21 protein-coding genes are annotated in these 20,411 nt (G+C 64.9%); 8 read left to right on the top strand and 13 right to left on the bottom strand.

Translation table 11 applies throughout. The annotated features are described in order from the left end of the window. Nucleotides 1–24 precede the first annotated feature (24 nt). The 4 genes from AC1ROB_RS08540 to AC1ROB_RS08525 all read left to right on the top strand — a co-directional run bounded on the left by AC1ROB_RS08540 (nucleotide 25) and on the right by AC1ROB_RS08525 (nucleotide 4,256). Nucleotides 25–720, top strand: coding sequence for a TIGR02117 family protein (locus tag AC1ROB_RS08540; protein WP_492971619.1), 696 nt, complete (start codon nucleotides 25–27; stop codon nucleotides 718–720). 184 nt (nucleotides 721–904) lie between these two features. Further along, nucleotides 905–1,909, top strand: a complete 1,005-nt coding sequence (gene gap / locus AC1ROB_RS08535; protein ID WP_492971620.1) for a type I glyceraldehyde-3-phosphate dehydrogenase — start codon at nucleotides 905–907, stop codon at nucleotides 1,907–1,909. Nucleotides 1,910–1,922: 13 nt separating this feature from the next. After that, complete coding sequence (locus tag AC1ROB_RS08530) at nucleotides 1,923–3,137, top strand: phosphoglycerate kinase (RefSeq protein WP_492971621.1); 1,215 nt, start codon at nucleotides 1,923–1,925, stop codon at nucleotides 3,135–3,137. Nucleotides 3,138–3,224: 87 nt separating this feature from the next. Beyond that, a complete protein-coding gene (locus AC1ROB_RS08525; protein ID WP_492971622.1) occupies nucleotides 3,225–4,256 on the top strand; it encodes a class I fructose-bisphosphate aldolase in 1,032 nt (343 codons plus the stop codon). Nucleotides 4,257–4,353: 97 nt separating this feature from the next. Here AC1ROB_RS08525 and AC1ROB_RS08520 read toward each other — a convergent pair whose 3' ends face one another. The 4 genes from AC1ROB_RS08520 to AC1ROB_RS08505 form a co-directional block, all read right to left on the bottom strand. After that, nucleotides 4,354–4,845, bottom strand: a complete 492-nt coding sequence (locus AC1ROB_RS08520) for an Hsp20 family protein (protein ID WP_492971623.1) — start codon at nucleotides 4,843–4,845, stop codon at nucleotides 4,354–4,356. Between the two features lie 199 nt (nucleotides 4,846–5,044). After that, on the bottom strand, nucleotides 5,045–5,428 hold the full coding sequence (locus AC1ROB_RS08515; RefSeq protein ID WP_492971624.1) for a hypothetical protein: 384 nt from the start codon (nucleotides 5,426–5,428) through the stop codon (nucleotides 5,045–5,047). A 63-nt stretch (nucleotides 5,429–5,491) separates the two neighbouring features. Continuing rightward, nucleotides 5,492–5,719, bottom strand: a complete 228-nt coding sequence (gene rpmE, locus AC1ROB_RS08510; protein WP_492971625.1) for a 50S ribosomal protein L31 — start codon at nucleotides 5,717–5,719, stop codon at nucleotides 5,492–5,494. Nucleotides 5,720–5,862: 143 nt separating this feature from the next. Beyond that, nucleotides 5,863–7,242 carry a S1C family serine protease gene (locus AC1ROB_RS08505; protein ID WP_492971626.1) on the bottom strand — a complete coding sequence of 460 codons (1,380 nt, stop codon included), beginning with the start codon at nucleotides 7,240–7,242 and terminating at the stop codon, nucleotides 5,863–5,865. A 202-nt stretch (nucleotides 7,243–7,444) separates the two neighbouring features. Between AC1ROB_RS08505 and AC1ROB_RS08500 the strand changes: the two genes are divergently transcribed. Both AC1ROB_RS08500 and AC1ROB_RS08495 read left to right on the top strand, forming a co-directional pair. After that, complete coding sequence (locus tag AC1ROB_RS08500; RefSeq protein WP_492971627.1) at nucleotides 7,445–9,220, top strand: ABC transporter transmembrane domain-containing protein; 1,776 nt, start codon at nucleotides 7,445–7,447, stop codon at nucleotides 9,218–9,220. Next, entirely contained in the window at nucleotides 9,210–10,331 is a 1,122-nt protein-coding gene (locus tag AC1ROB_RS08495) for a hypothetical protein (protein ID WP_492971628.1), read from the top strand. Before AC1ROB_RS08500 ends, AC1ROB_RS08495 begins: the two co-directional genes overlap by 11 nt. Here AC1ROB_RS08495 and AC1ROB_RS08490 read toward each other — a convergent pair. The 8 genes from AC1ROB_RS08490 to AC1ROB_RS08455 form a co-directional block, all read right to left on the bottom strand. After that, a complete protein-coding gene (locus AC1ROB_RS08490) occupies nucleotides 10,328–10,804 on the bottom strand; it encodes a DUF3574 domain-containing protein (RefSeq protein WP_492971629.1) in 477 nt (158 codons plus the stop codon). The genes AC1ROB_RS08495 and AC1ROB_RS08490 overlap by 4 nt on opposite strands. Nucleotides 10,805–10,808: 4 nt before the next feature. Further along, complete coding sequence (locus AC1ROB_RS08485) at nucleotides 10,809–11,879, bottom strand: peptidoglycan -binding protein (protein WP_492971630.1); 1,071 nt, start codon at nucleotides 11,877–11,879, stop codon at nucleotides 10,809–10,811. Nucleotides 11,880–11,886: 7 nt separating this feature from the next. Next, complete coding sequence (locus tag AC1ROB_RS08480; protein WP_492971631.1) at nucleotides 11,887–13,035, bottom strand: flagellar motor protein MotA; 1,149 nt, start codon at nucleotides 13,033–13,035, stop codon at nucleotides 11,887–11,889. Between the two features lie 167 nt (nucleotides 13,036–13,202). Beyond that, nucleotides 13,203–14,171 (bottom strand): OmpA family protein, encoded by a 969-nt coding sequence (locus AC1ROB_RS08475; RefSeq protein WP_492971632.1) that lies wholly within the window; start codon nucleotides 14,169–14,171, stop codon nucleotides 13,203–13,205. Between the two features lie 113 nt (nucleotides 14,172–14,284). Next, nucleotides 14,285–15,073 carry an inositol monophosphatase family protein gene (locus tag AC1ROB_RS08470; RefSeq protein ID WP_492971633.1) on the bottom strand — a complete coding sequence of 263 codons (789 nt, stop codon included), beginning with the start codon at nucleotides 15,071–15,073 and terminating at the stop codon, nucleotides 14,285–14,287. A 34-nt stretch (nucleotides 15,074–15,107) separates the two neighbouring features. Further along, nucleotides 15,108–15,764, bottom strand: coding sequence for a thiamine phosphate synthase (gene thiE / locus AC1ROB_RS08465; protein WP_492971634.1), 657 nt, complete (start codon nucleotides 15,762–15,764; stop codon nucleotides 15,108–15,110). Nucleotides 15,765–15,768: 4 nt separating this feature from the next. Then, on the bottom strand, nucleotides 15,769–16,563 hold the full coding sequence (locus AC1ROB_RS08460) for an alpha/beta fold hydrolase (protein ID WP_492971635.1): 795 nt from the start codon (nucleotides 16,561–16,563) through the stop codon (nucleotides 15,769–15,771). A gap of 18 nt (nucleotides 16,564–16,581) precedes the next feature. Then, a complete protein-coding gene (locus AC1ROB_RS08455; RefSeq protein WP_492971636.1) occupies nucleotides 16,582–17,895 on the bottom strand; it encodes an O-acetylhomoserine aminocarboxypropyltransferase in 1,314 nt (437 codons plus the stop codon). Nucleotides 17,896–18,212: 317 nt separating this feature from the next. On the opposite strand from AC1ROB_RS08455, the gene AC1ROB_RS08450 reads away from it, so the two are divergent. Further along, the gene (locus AC1ROB_RS08450; protein ID WP_492971637.1) at nucleotides 18,213–18,845 is read left to right on the top strand and encodes a TetR/AcrR family transcriptional regulator; all 633 of its coding nucleotides are present in this window, start codon (nucleotides 18,213–18,215) and stop codon (nucleotides 18,843–18,845) included. Between the two features lie 220 nt (nucleotides 18,846–19,065). Here AC1ROB_RS08450 and AC1ROB_RS08445 read toward each other — a convergent pair whose 3' ends face one another. Beyond that, nucleotides 19,066–19,242, bottom strand: a complete 177-nt coding sequence (locus AC1ROB_RS08445) for a DUF1192 family protein (protein WP_492971639.1) — start codon at nucleotides 19,240–19,242, stop codon at nucleotides 19,066–19,068. A 127-nt stretch (nucleotides 19,243–19,369) separates the two neighbouring features. Between AC1ROB_RS08445 and AC1ROB_RS08440 the strand changes: the two genes are divergently transcribed. Continuing rightward, complete coding sequence (locus AC1ROB_RS08440) at nucleotides 19,370–20,365, top strand: NAD(P)H-quinone oxidoreductase (protein WP_492971640.1); 996 nt, start codon at nucleotides 19,370–19,372, stop codon at nucleotides 20,363–20,365. Nucleotides 20,366–20,411 lie beyond the last annotated feature (46 nt).

Below are 20,411 nucleotides of genomic sequence, written 5' to 3'. Positions count from 1 at the left end.
CAATTGACAGGCACAAGACCCGTCATGCGCCCCTTCCGCCGCCTTGCCCTCTGGCTCAGCCTGCTGGTGATTGCCGTGCCAGCCTTCTACGCCCTGGCCGTCCTGGGCTTCGGGCTGCTGTCGGCACCGCATCGCGAGCCCATGGCCGGCCAGCCGCGGATACCGGTCTATCTGGTTTCAAATGGCTGGCATGTCTGGCTGGCCCTGCCGGTCCGGCAGGGCACGGTCGACTGGGACGAATGGCTGGCGGGCGAGAGACCGGCCGCGAGCGGACAGGCAGCACGCAGCGCCGAGGGGGATTACATCGCCTTCGGCTGGGGCGACCGGGACTTTTACCTGGCAACCCGCCGGCCGATCGATTTCCGCCCCGATCTTGCCCTGGCCGCCCTGCTGGGCCGGGGTCCTGCCGCCATGCATGTCATGCGGATCGGGCAACCGGATAGGGCATCCCCTCAGGTCCGGCAGATCGACGTCGATTCGCTGCAGTATCATGCCCTGGCCGCCTATATCCGCGCCGGCTTCAGCCCCGCCCCGGACGGGCGGCCCCAGCAGCTTCGCGAGGCCGGGTTCGGTGCCAACGACGCCTTTTACGAGGCCGTTGGCCGCTACAGCCCCCTTCGCACCTGCAACGAGTGGATCGGCGCCGGACTTCGCGCCGCCGGCCTGCCGACCGGCTGGTGGACCCCGCTGCCCTTCGGGCTGATGAGAAACCGGCCATGACCGATTTTTACGCCATGACAGGCCAATGCGGGATTTTCCCCGTTTCAGGTGGATTTTCGCGCCGTGACCAAGCCGTGCTCGCCTTGCGACTCAGGCTCAAAGACGGTAAACCGAGCCCCGAAAAAAGAGTGGTTCCGGGCCACCAGCCCGCCCCTCGTCACGCCATCCCACGGAGACCAGAAAAATGACGGTTCGGGTTGCGATTAACGGTTTCGGCCGCATCGGCCGCAATGTGCTGCGCGCCATCATCGAGAGCGGCCGCACGGATATCGAAGTTGTTGGCATCAACGATCTGGGCCCGGTGGAAACCAACGCCCATCTGTTCCGCTATGACAGCGTGCATGGCCGCTTCAACGGCACGGTCACCGTCAACGGCGACAGCATCGATGTGGGCCGCGGCCCGATCAAGGTGAGCGCCGAGCGCGACCCGGCCAAGCTGCCGTGGAAGGAACTGAAGGTCGACATCGCGCTGGAATGCACCGGCATCTTCACCGACAAGGAAAAGGCCGCGCTGCACCTCACCGCCGGCGCCCGCAAGGTGCTGGTCTCGGCCCCCGCCACCAATGCCGACCTCACCGTCGTCTACGGCGTGAACCACGACCAGCTCAAGCCCGAGCACACCATCGTCTCGAATGCTTCCTGCACCACCAACTGCCTGGCGCCGGTCGCCTTCGTCCTCGACGCCGCAGTCGGCATCGAGAAGGGCTACATGACCACGATCCATGCCTATACCGGCGACCAGCCGACGCTGGATACCATGCACAAGGATCTCTACCGCGGCCGTGCGGCGGCGCTCTCCATGATCCCGACCACCACCGGCGCCGCCAAGGCCGTCGGCCTGGTGCTGCCCAACCTGAAGGGCAAGCTGGACGGCTCGTCGATCCGCGTGCCGACCCCGAATGTCTCGCTGATCGACTTCAAGTTCATCTCGAAGAAGAACACCACGGCCGAAGAGATCAACGAGGCGATCAAGCGCGCCGCCGGCAACCAGCTCAAGGGCATCCTCGACGTCAACGACCAGCCGCTGGTCTCCAGCGACTTCAACCACAGCCCGGCCAGCTCGACCTTCGACCTGAAGCAGACCACGGTCATGGACGGCAATCTGGTGCGCGTGGTGTCGTGGTACGACAACGAGTGGGGCTTCTCCAACCGCATGTCCGACACTGCGGTTGCGATGGCCAAGCTCTGAGCGGGCGCCGAGCATGCCGGAATTTCGCACCCTCGATGACGTCAACGTCGCCGGCAAGACCGTCCTGACGCGGGTCGATCTGAACGTCCCGATGAAGGACGGCAAGATCACCGACGATCTGCGCATCAGCCGCATCCTGCCCACCCTGCACGAACTCTCGCGCAAGGGTGCCAAGGTTGTCGTGCTGTCGCATTTCGGCCGTCCGGACGGCAAGCCGGTGCCGGAAATGTCGCTCAAGCCGGTGGCGGCCGCGCTCGCCACCGCGCTCGGCTCTTCGATCCCGTTCGCCGAGGACTGCGTCGGCGAGCCGGCCAAGGCTGCGATCGCCAAACTGAAGCCCGGCGGCGTCGTTCTGCTGGAAAACACCCGCTTCCATGCCGGTGAAGAAAAGAACGATCCGGCGCTGGCCAGGCAGATGGCCGAGCTGGGCGACATCTACGTCAACGACGCCTTCTCCTGCGCCCATCGCGCCCATGTCTCGACCGAGGCGCTGGCGCATCTGCTGCCGGCCTATGCCGGCCGCAACATGGAAGTGGAGCTGAAGCATCTGCAGGCCGCGCTCGAACAGCCCGAGAAGCCGGTTGCCGCCGTGATCGGCGGCGCCAAGGTTTCCACCAAGCTGGAGTTGCTCGGCAACCTGCTGGGCAAAGTCGACAAGATCATCATCGGCGGCGGCATGGCGAACACCTTCCTGTTCGCCCAGGGCCGTGAAGTCGGTTCCAGCCTGTGCGAGAAGAACCTCGCCGACACCGCCCGTGACATCCTGCGCGATGCCGTGACGCGGGGCTGCGCCATCATCCTGCCCGATGACGTGGTGGTCGCGCGTGAGTTCCGGCAGGGCGCCCCCAGCAAGGTGGTACCGGCCGAACGCGTGCCGGCCGACCAGATGATCCTGGATATCGGTCCGGTGGCCGCGGCCCGCCTGGGCACCATCCTGGCCGATTGCAAAACATTGGTCTGGAATGGCCCGCTTGGCGCCTTCGAGACGCCGCCCTTCGATGCCGGCACGGTGACGGTGGCGCGCACGGCAGCGGCGCTGACCGCATCCGGTCGCCTGCTCAGCGTGGCTGGCGGCGGTGACACAGTCGCCGCCCTGCGTCATGCCGGCGTGGCGGAAGAGTTTTCCTATGTATCCACGGCTGGCGGCGCCTTCCTGGAATGGCTGGAAGGCAAGCCCCTGCCGGGTGTGGCGGCTCTCTCCGCCCCCATTGCAGTGGCCGCCAAGTGATTGCGTGATAAAATCCGGCCCGATTAACAGCGGGCCGGATTTTTCGTTACAACGACCTCGACTTCAGACGTATCGGGAGCTGACACAATGAACCTCAAGGACCTCAACAAGATCGCCGTTGCGATGGTCGCGCCGGGCAAGGGTATCCTCGCCGCCGACGAAAGCACCAGCACGATCGAAAAGCGCCTCGCCAGCATCAACGTGCCGTCGACGGAAGAGAACCGCCGCGATTACCGCGAGATGCTGTTCACCACCGATGGCGCCGAGAAATACATCTCCGGCGTCATCCTCTATGACGAGACGCTGCGCCAGAAGGGCAAGGACGGCACGCCGCTGGTCGACATCCTGAACAAGCGCGGCATCATTCCGGGCATCAAGGTCGACAAGGGCGTGCAGACCCTGATCGGCAGCCAGGACGAGAAGATCACCGAGGGCCTCGATGGCCTGGGCAAGCGCATGGCCGAATACCACCAGCTCGGCGCCCGCTTCGCCAAGTGGCGCGCGGTGCTGAACATCGCCAATGGCAAGCCGAGCCGCCAGGCCCTGGTCGCCAATGCCGAGGCGCTGGCGCGCTATGCCGGCATCTGCCAGGCCAATGGCATCGTGCCGATCGTCGAACCGGAAATCCTGATGGACGGCGACCATGATCTGGCCACCAGCTTCGCCGCCACCGAGCGCACGCTGCATACGGTGTTCGAATATCTGGCGATCCATAACGTGGCGCTGGAAGGCATCATCCTGAAGCCGGGCATGGTGATCCAGGGCGAGAGCAGCAAGAAGACCGCCAGCATCGACGAAGTCGCCGACGCCACCGTGCAGGTGCTGAAGCGCTGCGTGCCGTCGGCCGTGCCGGGCATCGCCTTCCTCTCGGGCGGCCAGTCCGACGAGCTGGCCTCGGCCCATCTGGGTGCCATGAACGCCCGCCACCCGAACCTGCCCTGGGCGCTGACCTTCTCCTACGGCCGCGCCCTGCAGGCCTTCCCGCTCAAGCTCTGGGGCGGCAAGACCGCCAATGTGCCGAATGCGCAGAAGGGCTACCTGCATCGTGCCCGCCTGAACGGCCTGGCCGCACTGGGCAAGTACGAAGCCAAGCTGGAAGGCGAATTCAAGGCTGCGTAACTGCCGCCTCCTCCTCGCGAAACACGAACGGCCCCGGTCTCGCGACCGGGGCCGTTTTCTTTTCAAGAGATGCAGACCTGAACCGTTACGTGGCCCATTAAGCCGCTTTCGGCTGCGCCTCGATCACCGTGCCGCCCAAGGTGCCGCTGTTAGCGGCCGTATTGATCTGGATCTGGCGCGGCTTCTTGGCCTCGGGGATCTCGCGCTTGAGTGCGACATGCAGCAGGCCGTCCTTCAACTCGGCGCCCACCACCTTCACGGTATCGGCCAGCTCGAAGCGGCGCTCGAAGGCGCGGCGCGCGATGCCACGGTGCAGATAGGAAATCTGCTCGCCCTCGTTCGACGGCTGCTCGACCGCCTTGCCGGTAACGATCAGGCTGTTCTCCTTCACCGTGATATCGAGTTCATCCTGGCTGAAACCGGCCACCGCCATGGTAATGCGATAGGCGTCTTCGCCACGTTTCTCGATATTGTACGGGGGATAGCTGGTTGCCGCTTCATCGGCCCGGTTGGCAAGCTCGAACAGGCGGTTCACCTGGTCGAAACCGATGCTGGAACGCAGCAGGGGGGAAAGATCGAAAGCACGCATGAGTCATCCTCCTTCAAGCGATGAGTCGTTTGCGCGGCCCGCTATAAGGCAGGAGGCATTCCCGCGATATCGCCGGGCCGCCGTGACGGCCGGACCTCGATCGAGCATCCGGCACGCCAGACAGTTAGGAAGCGATCAAATCACCTTCAAGAGGGGGGATAATTTTTCCGACGACAAATGTCGGCTGGCGGCCAACCGGTCACCCGATGGAAATCGGGTACCATTTGAATTCTGCCAGCGACCGGCCGCGCAGAACATCGACCACATGTTTGGGCCCGACAAATTCAGGCGCCAGGCTGGGACCCTGGGCCGCCAGGACCAAGGTGGAATTCTTGAACAGCGGCTTCATGGCCCCCAGCGACCGCGCCGCCATCTCATCCGTCGCAATTGCCGAATAGGACACGTAGATCACCGTGATGACCTCGTTGCCGAGCTTGATCGATGCGGACTGGTAGACCTGGGCCATAGGGCGGGCGCGGCTCGTTGAACAGCGGTTTGGCGTATGTCGTCCAGACAGGGGTAACCCGGTCTTGGTTAATGAAACACATGCGATAGCGGGCTCGACAATAAAAAAGGCGGCCACGGGTGTTTCCCGGGCCGCCTTTAAGACCGGGCTTGGCAGCCCGGCAGACAATCAGAGTACGACTTACTTCTTCAGGCCGAAGCTGCCGAAGCGCTTCTTGAACTTGGCGACCTGGCCGCCAGCTTCGTTCAGACGCGCCGGACCGCCGGTCCAGGCCGGATGCGAGGTCGAATCGATATCGAGCATCAGGGTGTCGCCCGGCTTGCCCCAGGTCGAACGGGTGGCATAGACGGTGCCGTCCGTCATCTGCACCTTGATCTCGTGGTAATCGGGATGGATATCGGTCTTCATGACAGTGCTCCTAGGCCCTCACGCACGGAAAGCCCGCAAATTCCTCAATGGGCCGGCGTTATAGCCAGAACCGGCCCCCCCTGCAAGCCCGAAGACCCGGTCGCCGACATTCAATAATAAATCATTGAAAAACAAAATCTTAATCAGGTCCCTCCAGCTGCCCGACGACGCCGGTCGTATTCCGCCTGATCCACCAGGTCGAGTCCGAGCTTGTCCAGGCCATCCAGGATGGGAATGAACAAGTTCAGGCCGATATTGTCGCTGCCATATCCGGCCACGCTGATCCCGACCAGATTGCCCTGCCGGTCGACCAGTGGACCGCCGCTGTTGCCGCCATGGGTTCCGACATCGGCCTGGATCAGGTCATGAGCCTGTCCCCGCCGCGCCGGCCGTAAGGCGCTGACCACACCGCGCGTCACGGTCCAGCCAAGCTGCCGGGACCGCGGCGCGCCGATCGCATAGACCTCCTCCGTCACCCGCACCGGGGTTTCCCGCACCGGCAGGACCGGAAACTGGCTGCCTTCGATCTTCACCAGCGCAACGTCACGGGTCTCATGCCGGTACAGCACTTCGCCGGTGACCGTCTGTCCCGACAGCAAACGCACGCGGACAAACCGTTCGGCGCGAACCACATGATTGTTGGTGACGATCAGACCATCGGCCGACACCAGAAAGCCCGAGCCATGGCCGCCGCCGCCGGTTTCGATCAGCACGGTGGCGCTGCGGATATGATCGACTTTTGCATCGATCCCCTGCGTGAAGATCGGCTGGCGCAACAGTACGCGCCGAGCAGCCTCCGGCTCGTTTTTGCGAGTGCTGGACAGAGCCAGCGGACGCTGTGCAACGAGATCGCGCAATTGCGGACTGGCCGCCAGCTTGTTGACCGCATCGGCAAAGGCCAGTTGCACCGGCAGCTTCAGGTCGAACGGCAGCACGGTGTCCGATTCATATACCCCCTCATCGCTCCAGCGGCCGATCACCAGACGTTTGACCGGATCGAAAACCTGCCAGTCGATTTTCATCCTGACGCTGTCGCGCACGCCTGTAGGCCGGCCGCTTATCACTTCGCAGGTCCAGCGATATACATAGAAGTAATCCGTAATGCTTCCACCGATCTGCAGATCAATGCTGTCTGCCTCTGGCGTGGGAAACATCACGTCACTGCCGCCGGGCACACGATAGCCATGCCCGCTCATCACCTTCTGGAATGTCTGCTGCCATTCGCGCGGACGCGGCACCGCCCGGTTTCCATCATGGTAGTTCGTCGTCAGTCCGGAGGTGCATAATCCTCCGGCGCTACTGCTCATTTCCTTGCCGCGCGGCATGTCGAACTGAAGGTGGGTCAGTTGCAGGATCGGCTCGCTGGTCGTGCCATTGGCAACTCCGCGCGGCACGATCACCTCGCCGCCAGGCAAGGTCACCGGTTTCGCCTCGATCAGCGGCACCACTGCGGCCGGTTGTCCCGTCGTGACACACCCCGCCGATACCAATGCCATCACTGCAATCATTGCCAGCGCACGCATGCGTTCCCCCGTCTTCATGCCTGCCTGTTATCATAGAACACCAATAGAAAATTAAAAGATCATATCATGATCATACAAGTGCATGCGTCGACCACCGGGGCATCCTGAAACCGTGTTCAGCCATCGCGTTGTGGCAGGGCGGTGCGACCGCTATAACCGGCCGGGATTCCAAGCAAAGCCAGAGTCGATGCCGTCTGACGCCATGTCGCCCGATCAAAAACGCCCCAGCCTGAATGCGCTGGGAGCCGTGTTCCGCTTCGTCGCCCCCTATCGCTGGATGGCGGCCGGCGCGGCAGTGGCGCTGATCGTGGCTGCCGCCGCCGTGCTGGGTATCGGCCAGGCGATCCGCCGTGTCATCGATGTCGGCTTCGGCCATGGTAACGGCACCTATCTCGACCTGTATTTCGGCGCGTTGTTCGGCGTGGTGGCCGTGCTGGCCGTCGCCACTTTTGCGCGCTTCTACTGCGTGACCTGGCTGGGCGAGCGCGTGGTCGCCGATATCCGCCGTGCCGTCTATGCCCATGTGCTGAAGCTCAGCCCGGTATTCTTCGAATCCACTCGTACCGGCGAGGTGCTGTCGCGGCTGACGACCGATACCGAACTGATCCAGACCCTGGTCGGCTCTTCCATCTCGGTCGCCCTGCGTAACCTGCTGTTGTTCCTGGGCAGTGCCGTGCTGCTGACAATCACCTCGCCCCGGCTGACCCTGCTGGTCGCGCTGGTCATTCCGCTGGTGGTGCTGCCGATCATCATTCTCGGTCGTCGCCTGCGCAAACTGTCGCGCGAAAGCCAGGATCGCATTGCCGACCTTTCGGCCCAGGCTGGCGAGACCCTGAACGCCATCACCACGGTGCAGGCCTATACCTATGAGGCGCGCGAAACAGCGCGCTTCTCTGCCAATGCCGAGGCCGCTTTTGGCACCGCGGTGCGCCGCATCCGCGCCCGTGCCTGGCTTACGGCGCTGGTGATGCTGCTGGTCTTCGGCGCGGTGAATGCCGTGATGTGGATCGGTGGCAAGGCGGTGTTTGCCGGCGAGATGTCGGGCGGCGAGTTGAGCGCCTTTGTCTTCTATGCCGTGATCGGTGCATCCTCAGTCGGTTCGCTCTCGGAAGTCTGGGGCGACGTGCAGCGCGCCGCCGGTGCCGCGGAACGCCTGATGCAACTGCTGGCCACGGAGCCCAGCGTGCAGGCGCCCGCGACGCCGCTACACCTGCCGGCTATTCCGGCGGGCCAACTGCAATTCGACCAACTGCGCTTCCGCTATCCGGCACGACCCGATACCACAGCCGTGGATGGCCTGAGCCTCGATATCGCCGCCGGAGAAACCGTGGCGATCGTCGGCCCCTCGGGCGCCGGCAAGACCACGCTGTTCCAGCTGCTGCTGCGTTTCTACGACCCGGAATCCGGCACCATCCGCTTCGACGGCATCGACATTGCCCAGCTCGATCCGGTGGCGCTACGTCGCCATATCGGCCTGGTTGCCCAAGAGCCGGCGATCTTCGGTGCCAGCGTGGCCGAGAATATCCGCTACGGCCGCCCGGAAGCCAGCGATGCCGAGGTGCAGGCCGCCGCCGAAGCCGCGGCAGCGCATGGCTTCATCCAGAGCCTGCCGCAGGGTTACGACACCTATTTGGGTGAACGCGGCGTGCGACTGTCCGGCGGCCAGCGGCAGCGTATCGCCATCGCCCGCGCCCTGCTGCGTGACCCGCCGGTGCTGCTGCTGGACGAAGCGACCTCGTCGCTGGACGCCGAGTCCGAGCGCAAGGTGCAGACCGCGCTCGAGCGTCTGATGCAGGGCCGCACCACGCTGGTGATCGCCCATCGGCTCGCCACCGTACAGAAGGCCGACCGCATCGTGGTGATGGACCATGGCCGCATCGTGGCTGCCGGCCGCCATGACAGCCTGATGGCGGAAGACGGCCTCTATGCCCGCCTCGCCCGCCTGCAGTTCATGAACGGAACGGCCGATGCCGCGTAGACGCCGCGACGACAAGCCACTGCCCGGCCGCCTGATGCGGTTCTGGTGGAAGTTCGGCCTTGCCGGATTGCTCGTCTATATCGGCTACACGATCTGGATGGGCGGCGCGTATCGCAGCGCCAAGGCCTTCACCGCCGGACAGTGCATCGCCGTTGAGGCCCCGCCGGGCCCCGAAGACATGGCCATGCTGCCCAATGGCAGCGGCGCCATCGTCTCCAGCCAGGACCGCCGCGAGCGCGACGCGCCGGGCGCGCTCTACCTCTACGACCTGAGCAGCCGGCCGGGCCGCTTTGTCAAACTGGAAACGCCGGCCAGCCTGCCCTTCCATCCGCATGGCATCAGCCTGTTCGCAGCCGCCGACGGACAGCTGTTCCTGCATGTCATCAATCACCGCAGTGCGGAAAAGCATACGGTGGAAATCTTCACGCTGCAGTTCACGGCGGCCGGTGCGGCGCCGGTGCTGCGTCATCGCGGCAGCGTTTCCAGCGACCTGTTCGTGCATCCGAACGGCATTGCCGCGGCCGGGCCGGAGGCTTTCTACCTGACCAACGACCGTGGCCCGGGACCGGGCTGGATGCATATGGTGGAAAACCTGCTGCAGCTGGCCCGCTCCACCGTGGTCTATCACGATGGCCGCGGCGCCCGCGTGGTGGCCGAGGACATCGCCATGGCCAATGGTGTCGAGATCACGGCCGATGGCAGCACGGTGCTGGTCGGGTCCACCCTGTGGCGCATGATGCTGTCATTCACCCGCGAACCCAGCACCGGCATGCTGCTGCGCAATGGCAGCATGACCCTGCCCGGCGGAGCCGACAATATCCGGCGCGACCGCAATGGCGACCTCTGGGTTGCAGCCCATCCCAACGCCTTCGCCTTCATCGGCCACGCCATGAATGCCGAGAAGGAAAGCCCCAGCATGGTGCTGCGCCTGAGCCGCGATCCGCGCGGTGCCGTGCATACCATGCAGGCCTTCGGCGATCCCGGCACGCTCCTGTCAGGCGCCAGCACCGCCGTGCAATATGACGGCCGCCTGTTGATCGGCGCCATCTTCCAGCCCACCATCATGGATTGTCAGCTGGATGGCGCGCAGTTCCGCGAGATCGGCAGCTAGAAGCGATAGGCGCCGCACTGGTCGACGCGCAGCACGCTTTCCTGCTTGAAGCGGAGTTTATAATCAGTCGCTATCTCGGTCAGGCGGCCACTGCTCTCCCGGCTGCCGCCATGCGCCACGGTCAGGATATAGGCCGGTTCCCGCACTGTATTGCCGTCACGGGCCGAGCGGTAAAAGCCATGGCCGTCGTGAATGGTGAAACCGTCAGGGAAACGCGAGACGATCGCGCTCTCGACGAAGCCTTTCCATTCGCCCTCGGTGACATGGGCGATATTGCCATGCTCGTTGATATGGGTGCCGAAATAGAGCTGCGTGGTCTGCTGGCGGCAGAGCGAGAGCGGCGACAGCCAGACATAGACGCCGCCCGCGACGGTGACGGCCAGCGCCAGGATCGCAGCCGCCAGAGCGAAAATCGCCTTCGCCTGCAGGGCTCCCAGGCGCTCGCCCACTTTAAGAAACGCTTCTTCGAACACCGGGCTATCTTTCGGTCAGCTTCAGTTCGATACGGCGGTTGCGGCGGAAGGCGATCTGGTCGTCGCGCGCATCCAGCGGCTGGAACTCGCCGAAGCCGGTGGCGGCCAGACGCTCGACCGGCACCCCCTGCGAGGCCAGGAACTTCACCACCGAAATGGCGCGCGCCGCCGACAGCTCCCAGTTCGACGGGAACTGCGCCGTATTGATCGGCTGCTTGTCGGTATGGCCGTCGACACGCAGCACCCAGGGCAGATCCTTCGGAATCTTGTCGCTGATCTCGATCAGGGTCTTGGCCAGGCGCGCGATCTGCTCGCGGCCCTCGGGCTTGAGCTCGGCGGCGCCGGAATCGAACAGCACCTCCGACTGGAAGACGAAGCGGTCGCCGACGATCTGGACATCGCGGCGGTTGCCCAGCGCCTGCCGCAGGCGCCCGAAGAACTCGGACCGATAGTTGGTCAGCTCATCCACCTTGCGCGCCAGCGCGGCATTCAGGCGCCGGCCCAGATCGCTGACCTGCGCCTGGTTGGCCTTATCCTTCTCTTCGCTTTCCTTCAGGATGCGCTCGATCTGCGCCATCTGTTCGCGCAACGCCATCAGCTGACGATTCAGCAGGTCGACCTGGCTGCGCGCCTCACTGGTCAGACGCTTTTCCTGGTCCAGCTGGCCGGTATTCGACACCAGCTTGCCCTGCAGGTCGATCACGATCTGCTGCTGTTCGGTGAGCTTTTTCTCGGCCTCGTCGGCGCGCGCCTGGCTGTCGGCCAACACGGCGGCGAGCTGGTCGCGCTCGGCATTGGCGCTGCTCAGGGTCGCCTGCAGGCCGCTCAGGTCGAGCCGCAGCTGCGCGTTGTTGCGCTTTTCCAGCGAGAGCTGATCGACCAGGCCGGCCAGTTCGCTGCGCAAGCCATCGATCGCCTTGTCGCGGCCGGAAATCGCATTGGCGAGAAAGAACTGCACCAGCATGAACACCGCCAGCACAAAGACGATCACCATCAGCAGGGTCGACAGCACATCGACATAGCCGGGCCAGGGGCCCGCGCTCTGATGATCGTTGCGCCTGCGGCTGAGCGCCATGGCTCAATCAGCCCCGCCGCTGGGTATCGGCAGAGGCGGCAATCGTGCGCGACAGCAGCTTGATCTCGGCGCGCATCTCGTCGACCAGCTTGGCGCGGCCCTGGGCCGCATCGTCGAGCATCCGGCTGAGCAGGATATCGATATTGCGCAGATGCCCGCGGCTGGCGGAATCGAAACCGCCGCTTTCCGTGCCCTGCGCCAGCTTGGCCATGATCGGCTTCATCTCGATCTGGTGTTCGGTCAGTTTCAGCAGCAGGCCCTGCTCGGCCCGCATCTGCTCGGTCAGCAGGCTCAGCTTTTCGTTCAGCTGCAGCAGCGCCGCGCTGCTCTGGCCGCGATTATCCTCACCGCGCGCCATGGTGCGCTGCAGGTTGTCCAGGCTGTCGGCCGTTTGCTCCAGCAGCGCCTGCACATAGGCCGGCACCGACTGCTCGCCTTCCATCACCGCGCCGCCGCCGACGCGGGTGAAGCCGGCCAGCCATTCTTCCAGGTCGTTATAGAAGCGGTTCTGCGCCTGACCGGCCTGCAGGTCGAGGAAGCCCAGCACCAGCGAGCCGGCAAGGCCGAGCATGGAGGCCGAGAAAGCCAGACCCATGCCGGTCAGTGGCGCTTCCAGGCCGCCCTTCAGCTTGCTGAACATCACATTGATGTCTTCGCTGGCGTTGAGCGACAGGCCGTTGATGGTGTCGCTGACGCCGTTGATGGTTTCGAGCAGGCCCCAGAAAGTGCCGAGCAGGCCCAGGAACACCATCAGGCCGATGAAGTAGCGCGAGATGTCGCGTGATTCATCCAGGCGTGAGCCGACGGAATCGAGCAGCGCCCGCGTTGCCGCCGCCGACAGCGATCCGCGCGGCCCGCGATTGGCCAGCATGCGCGACAGCGGTGCCAGCAGGCTGGACGGCTCGCCGATCTTTCCGGCGCCGGTGCCACGCTGCGCCAGCTGCCAGGCTTCGACCCAGCTGGCTTCCTGGCCGATGATCCAGACCTGGCGGAAGGCATAGAGGATGCCGACCACCAGCACGAAAACGATCAGGCTGTTCAGCGCCAGATTGGCCATGAAGGCGCGCAGCAAGGTGTTGTGCAGCAGCGCGATCACGACGCCCACGGCGACGAGAAACAGCATCATGCGAAACAGGAAACGGCCCGGCTTGGTCATGCGATCACCCTTCCGCGTCTGCCGTAAAGTTGGAATACGGCATTTTCACGGCGCGCGGCCGGAAAGCGCCGCATACCGCGAATCAATCGTATGGTTCTGGAATGATCGCTTAGGCCGCATGGCCGGATCAACCGCAGGATCGCGGTGAAATCCGGCATCGCAAAACCTTAACGTCCGACGGCGGCGACCTCGACACGATCCGCCATCCCTTCGGCAGGCGCGCCAAGCGCGCGCACATCGATGCGGGTCGAACGGATGCCACGATCGATCAGATACTGCCGCACCGCCAGGGCCCGGGTCAGCGACAGGCGCCGCGCGCCGCTGCCGCCATCGCCGGCACTGTTGGCGGCATAGGCACGCACCTGCAGGCGATCTTCGCCATTGGCATACTGACGGGCCAGCGCATCCAGCGCGGCCAGGTCGCCGGCCGGCAGGTCGCCCTGACCGTTGGCGAAGGGAATGGTGACCACCCCGGCCTGGACGCTGGGGGCCGGCCGCGGCGCAACCGGCGCGGCGGCCACCTGGGGCGCCGGAGCCGGAGCAGGCGCCGGTGCTGCAGCCTGGGGAGCCGGCATCGGAGCCGGAGCGGGAGCTGGGGCGACGGGTGCCGATGCAGCCGGGGCCGGCGCGGCCGGAGCAGGGAGCACGGGGGTCGGAGCCGGGGTCGGTGCCGGGGCGGTGGCCTGCGGGGCCGGCATCACGGGCATGGGCGTGCCGGGCGCGACCTGCGGCTGAACCGGGGCCGGCGCCGGAGACGGCAGCGCCGCCACAACAGGAGCCGGCGCCGCGGCAGCGGCGGCCTTGGCCGGAGTCTGGCGGGCGCCGGCCACCCGGGCCGCACGCGGCTTGGCCGCAGCGCTCGGACGACCGGTTTCACCAAGCAATGGTGCCGGGCCGGCGGGTTCGGGATTCAACAGCGGCTGACGGCCCATGGCCGGTACGCCGCGGGCTCCGGTGGCGCCGAGCAGCGGCACATTCGCAGCCCCGCTGCCGCGGCTGCCGCTGAGCTGATCGAGGGCCTGCAGATTGATCTGCACATTGCCGCTGCCGATTATTGTCTGTGCCTGCACAGGCAGGGCCAGACCGGTCGCCAGCCAGACGGCAGCGAGCGATAGCGGAAGCGGCTTGGCGGCCATCGGAATATTCCCCCTAACCCCGGATACGGCGGGAACGATAGCGGAGGCGGGCGTGCCGGACAACCCGGCTACTCCTCGGCGCGGCAAGGAAACACCCTATTGTGCGGTGCCGTTTACGCCTTGACGAGCTTGCTGAGCGGCCCGTGCAGCACGTCGTTGGCTGCGATGATCCGGCCGGTCTCCAGCATTTTCTCGCCGCCGGCAAAATCTGTCACCGTGCCGCCGGCCTCGCGCACCAGAACGATGCCGGCCGCGATATCCCAGGGCTGCAGGCCGGTTTCCCAGAAGCCGTCGAAGCGACCGGCGGCCACATAAGCCAGGTCCAGTGCGGCCGCGCCCATGCGGCGGATGCCGGCCACCTCGGCCATCACGGCGGTCACTTCCTTGAGGAAGGGTTCATGGCCCGGCTTGCCATGGAACGGGATGCCGGTGCCGAACACGGCCTCGGGCAGCTTGCGGCGCGCCGAAACACGAATGCGGCGTTCGTTGATATAGGCGCCCGCGCCCTTCTCGGCCCAGAACAGTTCGTCGCGCACGACGTCCAGCACGATGCCGGCGATGATTTCATCTTCGCGGACCACGCCGACCGAGATGGCGAAATGCGGAATGCCGTGCAGGAAATTGGTGGTGCCGTCCAGCGGATCGATGACCCAGTAGCTCTTGCCGTCCTTGGCCTCGATACGGCCGCCCTCTTCCATGATGAAGCCGAAATCGGGCCGCACCTTGGCCAGTTCCTGCTGCAGGATCTTCTCGGCCTTGCGGTCGGCGGCCGACACGAAGTCAGCCGGGCCCTTCTTCGAGACCTGCAGGTGCTCGACTTCATTGAAATCGCGGATCAGGCTGCGCTGCGCTTTGCGCGCCGCGTTCGCCATCGCATTGATCAAAGCGGATCGCAGGGCCATGGAAATGCTCGTTTGGGAAAGGCCGCGGAACCTATCAGCGCTTCCCGTGCTTGGCAATCGCCCCATGGAAGGCTTTCACGGCCGCGGCCGGGCCCTCCGGGTGGCGCCAGACGCCCGCCGAAACCGCCAGAAAGTCGGCGCCGGCCTCGATCAGGGGGCCGCAGTTCTCCACCGTGATGCCGCCGATGGCGACGCAGGGGACTTCCATCAGGCCGGCCCACCAGTCGATCAGGTCGGGTTCGGCCCGGGTCTTGGGCTGCTTGGTTTCGGTGGCAAAGAAGGCCCCGAAGGCGACGTAATCGGCGCCGGCTTCGGCAGCTTCCATCGCCAGATGGCGGGAGTTGTGACAGGTGACGCCGACAATGCGGTCGGGTCCGAGGATGCGGCGCGCTTCTTCATAGGGTGCGTCGTCCTGGCCGACATGCACGCCGTCCGCACCGAACTTGATGGCCAGATCGGGCCGGTCGTTGATCAGCAGCGCGACATCGTACTCGTGACAGACCGGCAGCAGGGCTTCGGTCGCGCGGCGGAAGGTATTGTCGGAGGCCGTCTGCTCGCCATCCTTCAGGCGCAGTTGCAGACAGGCGACGTCGCCGGCATCCAGCGCCTTTTTCAGGTCTTCCGCGAAGACTGCCGGCTCAATGGCCGGCGGCGTGATCAGATACAGGCGCTGTTCAGATGCTTTTGTCATTCACTCAACCGGCAATAAAGCCCTTCAGGGCATCCAGTGTTTCATCGGGGCGTTCGCCCATCATCATATGGCCGCAGCCCGGCAACACGTCGATGCGGCCGTCTTTAAATTCTTTCGCCCAGCCGCGCGCGGCGCGCAGCGGCGTCATCTGGTCACGCTCGCCCGCGATGATCTGGGCCGGGACAGTGGTGGCGGCGACCGCCTGCTTGCCGGTGTCATAGCCGTTGCAGACGCGAAAGCCCAGCGCCAGCACATTGCGTGGCGCGCGGTCGATCAGGCGGATGCTGCCACCCAGCAGATACGAGCCCGGCACCTTGTTGCCGCCCATCTGGTTTTTCTTGGCGATCATCCAGTCGTTCATCAATTCGACGGTCGTGTAAACGCCACTGTCGGCCAGCGCCTGCAGTTCGGGATTGACCGCCATCGGATAGCCGAAGCCGAGCAGCGAGATCCGGCTCACGCGTGCCGGATGCTTGGCCGCCGTCTCCAGTGCGATCAGCGCGCCCATCGAATGCCCGACCAGTGAAGCCTGCTGTACGCCGGCCGCATCCAGCAGCTGCGGCAGCCAGTCGGCGAAGGCACCAACACTGTCTGGCATCGGCCCTTCCGAGCGGCCATTGCCCGGCAGATCAAGCGCCAGCACCGAATAGCCATGATAGGCGAACCAGCGCGTCTGCATCGCCCAGACCGTATGGTCGCAGGCATTGCCGTGCAGGAACACCACGGTGGGCTTGGTCTTGTCGAAATCCTTGCCACCGGTGGCGGCGAATATCTTCTTGCCCGCGACGTCGAGCCACATCGTACGTTTCCCCTCGCCTTATTCTGCGGCGGCTTTGACGACCTTCTGCGACGCGCGCAGGGCCTGGTTCAGGTCGTCGATCAGATCCTGTGAATCTTCCAGGCCAACCGACAGGCGCACCAGCTCCTCGCCGATGCCGGCCGCCTTGAGTTCAGCCGCGCTCATCTGCTGATGGGTGGTGCTGGCCGGATGAATCACCAGCGACTTGGCATCGCCGACATTGGCCAGATGCGAAAACACCTGCAGCGTCTCGATCAGCGCACGGCCGGCTTCGCGCCCGCCCTTGACGCCGAAGCTGAACACCGCGCCGCTGCCGCGCGGCAGCAGCGTCTTGGCCAGCGCATGATCGGGATGTTCTTCCAGTTCGGGATAGGAGACCCAGGCGACGGCCGGATGGCTTTTGAGGAAGGCCACCACCTTGCGGCTGTTCTCCACATGGCGCGCCATGCGCAAGGGCAGCGTCTCCACGCCCTGCAGCAGATGGAAGGCGTTGGTGGGCGACATGCAGGCGCCGAAATCGCGCAGGCCCTCGGCGCGCGCGCGCATGATGAAGGCCGCGGGGCCGAATTCTTCCGCGAAGTCGAGGCCGTGATAGCCGGCGTAAGGCTCGGTCAGAGTCGGGAACTTGCCCGAGGCTTCCCAGTCGAAACGGCCGGAATCGATCAGCGCGCCGCCGATGGCGACGCCATGGCCGCCGAGGAATTTGGTGGCCGAATGCATGACCAGATCGGCGCCATGCTCGAAGCCCTTGAACAGGTAGGGCGTGGCAAAGGTGCAATCGAGCATCAGCGGCAGGCCGGCATCATGGGCGATCTTCGCCACGGCCGGCACATCCAGAACTTCCAGGCCGGGATTGCCGAGGATCTCGCCGAACACCAGTCGCGTCTCCGGCTTGATCGCCGCCTTCCAGGCCGCGTGATCGCGCGGGTCAACGAAGGTCGTTGTGATGCCGAAACGCGGCAGGGTATGCACGAGAATGTTGTAGCTGCCGCCATAGATGTTGCGCGAGGCGACGATATGGCCGCCCTGTCCCATCAGCGTGACGATGGCGAGATGCAGCGCGGCCTGGCCCGAGGCGGTGCAGACGGCGCCGACGCCGCCTTCCAGTGCGGCCAGACGTTCTTCCAGCACCGCGACGGTGGGATTGGAGATGCGCGAATAGATATGGCCGCCGCGCTCCAGGTTGAACAGCGCGGCTGCATGGTCGGCATCGCGGAAGACATAAGAGGTGGTTTGGTAGATCGGCACCGCGCGGGCGCCAGTCGTCGGGTCCGGCTGCTGGCCGGCATGCAGGCTGAGGGTGTCGAACCGCAGGAATTTCGGTTCCAGCATGATGGGCCTCCCGGTGGTTTTTATGCGTCTGGCCAAAAAAGCGGGCCGCCTTATCCGCATTGGGACCGGGCGACCCGACAATACAACCTCAAACCTCGAAACGGCGTCGATTAATCCATGCCGGCCGACGCCAAGTCAAGACGATGTAACGAAGTGTTTCAGGCGCGCAAAAAGAGGCCGCCGAAGCAGCTCGGCGGCCTGTTTGAGTCGCTAACAACAGGGAGGAAACTATGACCGAACTAAATCTGACTGAGGCCAGTATGGCCGGGCGCACTTAAGATTTCGTGAAGCCGCCGCGATCCTGTATGGTCGCCGCCATGACAAATTCCGCTTCTGTGTCACAGGCCCTGCCCCAGGAGGCTGCCGAGCCGCTGGCCGGGCCCGTGCAGGACCGCCTGCTGGACGCGGCGCTCGTCTGTTTCCGCCGGATCGGCGGCAAGCGCACCCGGATCGAGGATATCGCCGCCGAGGCCGGCATCGCCCGCACCGCGGTCTACCGGCATTACCAGAACAAGCGCGCCATCGTGGCGGCGCTGGCGACCCACTGGCTGGCCGAAGACGAGACCCGCCTGGCCGAGATTGCCCGCGATCATGGCCGCAGCCCCGCCGCCCGCCTGCATGCCTTCCTGCTGATGGATGCTGAAAATACAAGGCGTTACCTGTCCGACCCCTGCCTGGTCGAAGTCCTGGAAGAGGTCGTCCAGACCCGGCGCGCCATCCTGCTGCAGCATCGCAGCCATATCCGGCGCCACCTGGCCGGGCTGCTGGCCGAAGGCACCACGGCCGGCGCCTTCCGCAGCGACCCGGCGGACAAGCTGGCCCAGAGCCTCGACGACCTGATGAGCCGGTTCCATGACCCCCGCCTGGCCGGGGAACTGGATAAGACTGTATGGCGCGACCGTGCGTTGGCCGCCGTCGACATGATCCTGAGAACTGTTCGGGCACGCTGAGCTATTTTGACATATGACAATTTTCGTCATTTGTCGCGATATTGGAGCGCTCTTGACTTTAAACCTTTAAAGTGTTCTTATTATGTTCATATTTTCAGTGAGCTCGCAGACCAACCCGAGCCGCAATGAACACGGACGAAGCGAAACGAAGGCCAGCGAAGCAAAACGAAGACGAACGAACGGCAGCGAAGCCGAATGAACCGCAACGAAGGAGACGGTCTCACTTCTTGAAAAAGGTATCCGCTGCGCCGCGTGCGGCCTGTTTCTGCTTGATCACGCCCCGGATGGTGACGATCTCGGCTTCCAGATCGGCGATACGGCTTTCCAGGTCCTCGATCGACATGACATCGAATTTCGGCAGCGCCGGTTTGCGCGTCTGTGCTTCATCCCAGTCCATGCCGGCCTCCCGTCCATCGCATCGGCCGCATTCTATTCGCCCGGGCAACCGCCGATAAAGCGAAACCTGCCGCCTTGCCGCAGGGCCGGCCGGCCGTTAGATCAGTGGTCGCCATACGGAGAAAACCATGTTGCCGCAGCAAATGACCATTGTCGAAATCAGCCAGCCTGGCGGGCCGGAAGTGCTGAAGCCCGCCCAGCGCGCCGTGCCACAACCGGCAGAAGGCGAAGTGCTGATCAAGGTCCATGCCGCCGGCGTCAATCGCCCCGATGTGCTGCAGCGCGCCGGCATGTATCCGCCGCCGCCCGGTGCGCCGGACTATCCCGGCCTGGAAGTGGCCGGCGAGATCGCTGCTGTTGGAGATGGCGTTCAGAGATGGAAGCTGGGCGACAAGGTCTGCGCGCTGGTCGCCGGCGGCGGTTACGCCACCTACTGCATCGCGCCGGCCGAACAATGCCTGCCGGTGCCCACCGGCCTCGATATGGCTGAAGCCGCGGCCCTGCCGGAAAACTGGTTCACCGTGTGGACGAATATTGCCGATCGCGGCCGCTTGCAGGCCGGGGAAAGCATCCTGATCCATGGCGGCGCCTCGGGCATCGGCGTTGCGGCGATTCAGCTGGCGAAACTGCTGGGTGCGAAACGCATCTTCGTCACCGCCGGCACCGACGAGAAATGCCGCTTCTGCGAAAGCATCGGTGCCGAGAAGGCGATCAACTACAAGACCGAGGATTTCGCCGCCCGCATCGCCGAGCTGACCGGCGGCCAGGGCGTCGATGTCATCCTCGACATGGTCGGCGGCAAGTATTTCGCCCCCAACATCAAAAGCCTGGCCGAGGACGGCCGCCTGGTGCTGATCGCCGTACAGGGCGGGCCGAAGGGCGAAGGCGACCTGAGCGTGCTGATGCGCCGCCGCCTGACCGTCACCGGTTCGACGCTGCGGCCCCGGCCGGTGGCCTTCAAGGCCGCCATCGCCCGGGCGCTCGAGGAGAAAGTCTGGCCGGCCTTTGCCGATGGCCGCCTGAAGGCCATCATCGACAGCCGGTTTCCGCTGGATCAGGCGGCCCAGGCCCATGCCCGGATCGACCATGGCGACCATGTCGGCAAAGTTTTGCTGACGATCTAATTAAAAACAACGACTTAGCAGGCGTCGGGCGGTTGCACCCCCCGTC

It is taken from the genome of Ferrovibrio sp. GW821-FHT12F09, assembly GCF_058806775.1.
This window is presented reverse-complemented; position numbering and strand designations above follow the sequence as displayed.

Excerpts from the sequence above, each read along its gene's own strand:
- thiE (WP_492971634.1), bottom strand. The coding sequence starts at position 15,764 with ATGACAAAAGCATCTGAACAGCGCCTGTATCTGATCACGCCGCCGGCC.
- AC1ROB_RS08505 (WP_492971626.1), bottom strand. The coding sequence starts at position 7,242 with ATGCGTGCGCTGGCAATGATTGCAGTGATGGCATTGGTATCGGCGGGG.
- AC1ROB_RS08440 (WP_492971640.1), top strand. The coding sequence starts at position 19,370 with ATGTTGCCGCAGCAAATGACCATTGTCGAAATCAGCCAGCCTGGCGGG.
- AC1ROB_RS08525 (WP_492971622.1), top strand. The coding sequence starts at position 3,225 with ATGAACCTCAAGGACCTCAACAAGATCGCCGTTGCGATGGTCGCGCCG.
- AC1ROB_RS08455 (WP_492971636.1), bottom strand. The coding sequence starts at position 17,895 with ATGCTGGAACCGAAATTCCTGCGGTTCGACACCCTCAGCCTGCATGCC.
- AC1ROB_RS08520 (WP_492971623.1), bottom strand. The coding sequence starts at position 4,845 with ATGCGTGCTTTCGATCTTTCCCCCCTGCTGCGTTCCAGCATCGGTTTC.
- AC1ROB_RS08470 (WP_492971633.1), bottom strand. The coding sequence starts at position 15,073 with ATGGCCCTGCGATCCGCTTTGATCAATGCGATGGCGAACGCGGCGCGC.
- AC1ROB_RS08540 (WP_492971619.1), top strand. The coding sequence starts at position 25 with ATGCGCCCCTTCCGCCGCCTTGCCCTCTGGCTCAGCCTGCTGGTGATT.
- AC1ROB_RS08445 (WP_492971639.1), bottom strand. The coding sequence starts at position 19,242 with ATGGACTGGGATGAAGCACAGACGCGCAAACCGGCGCTGCCGAAATTC.
- AC1ROB_RS08450 (WP_492971637.1), top strand. The coding sequence starts at position 18,213 with ATGACAAATTCCGCTTCTGTGTCACAGGCCCTGCCCCAGGAGGCTGCC.
- AC1ROB_RS08500 (WP_492971627.1), top strand. The coding sequence starts at position 7,445 with ATGTCGCCCGATCAAAAACGCCCCAGCCTGAATGCGCTGGGAGCCGTG.
- AC1ROB_RS08475 (WP_492971632.1), bottom strand. The coding sequence starts at position 14,171 with ATGGCCGCCAAGCCGCTTCCGCTATCGCTCGCTGCCGTCTGGCTGGCG.
- rpmE (WP_492971625.1), bottom strand. The coding sequence starts at position 5,719 with ATGAAGACCGATATCCATCCCGATTACCACGAGATCAAGGTGCAGATG.
- AC1ROB_RS08495 (WP_492971628.1), top strand. The coding sequence starts at position 9,210 with ATGCCGCGTAGACGCCGCGACGACAAGCCACTGCCCGGCCGCCTGATG.
- AC1ROB_RS08485 (WP_492971630.1), bottom strand. The coding sequence starts at position 11,879 with ATGGCGCTCAGCCGCAGGCGCAACGATCATCAGAGCGCGGGCCCCTGG.
- AC1ROB_RS08480 (WP_492971631.1), bottom strand. The coding sequence starts at position 13,035 with ATGACCAAGCCGGGCCGTTTCCTGTTTCGCATGATGCTGTTTCTCGTC.
- AC1ROB_RS08530 (WP_492971621.1), top strand. The coding sequence starts at position 1,923 with ATGCCGGAATTTCGCACCCTCGATGACGTCAACGTCGCCGGCAAGACC.
- gap (WP_492971620.1), top strand. The coding sequence starts at position 905 with ATGACGGTTCGGGTTGCGATTAACGGTTTCGGCCGCATCGGCCGCAAT.
- AC1ROB_RS08460 (WP_492971635.1), bottom strand. The coding sequence starts at position 16,563 with ATGTGGCTCGACGTCGCGGGCAAGAAGATATTCGCCGCCACCGGTGGC.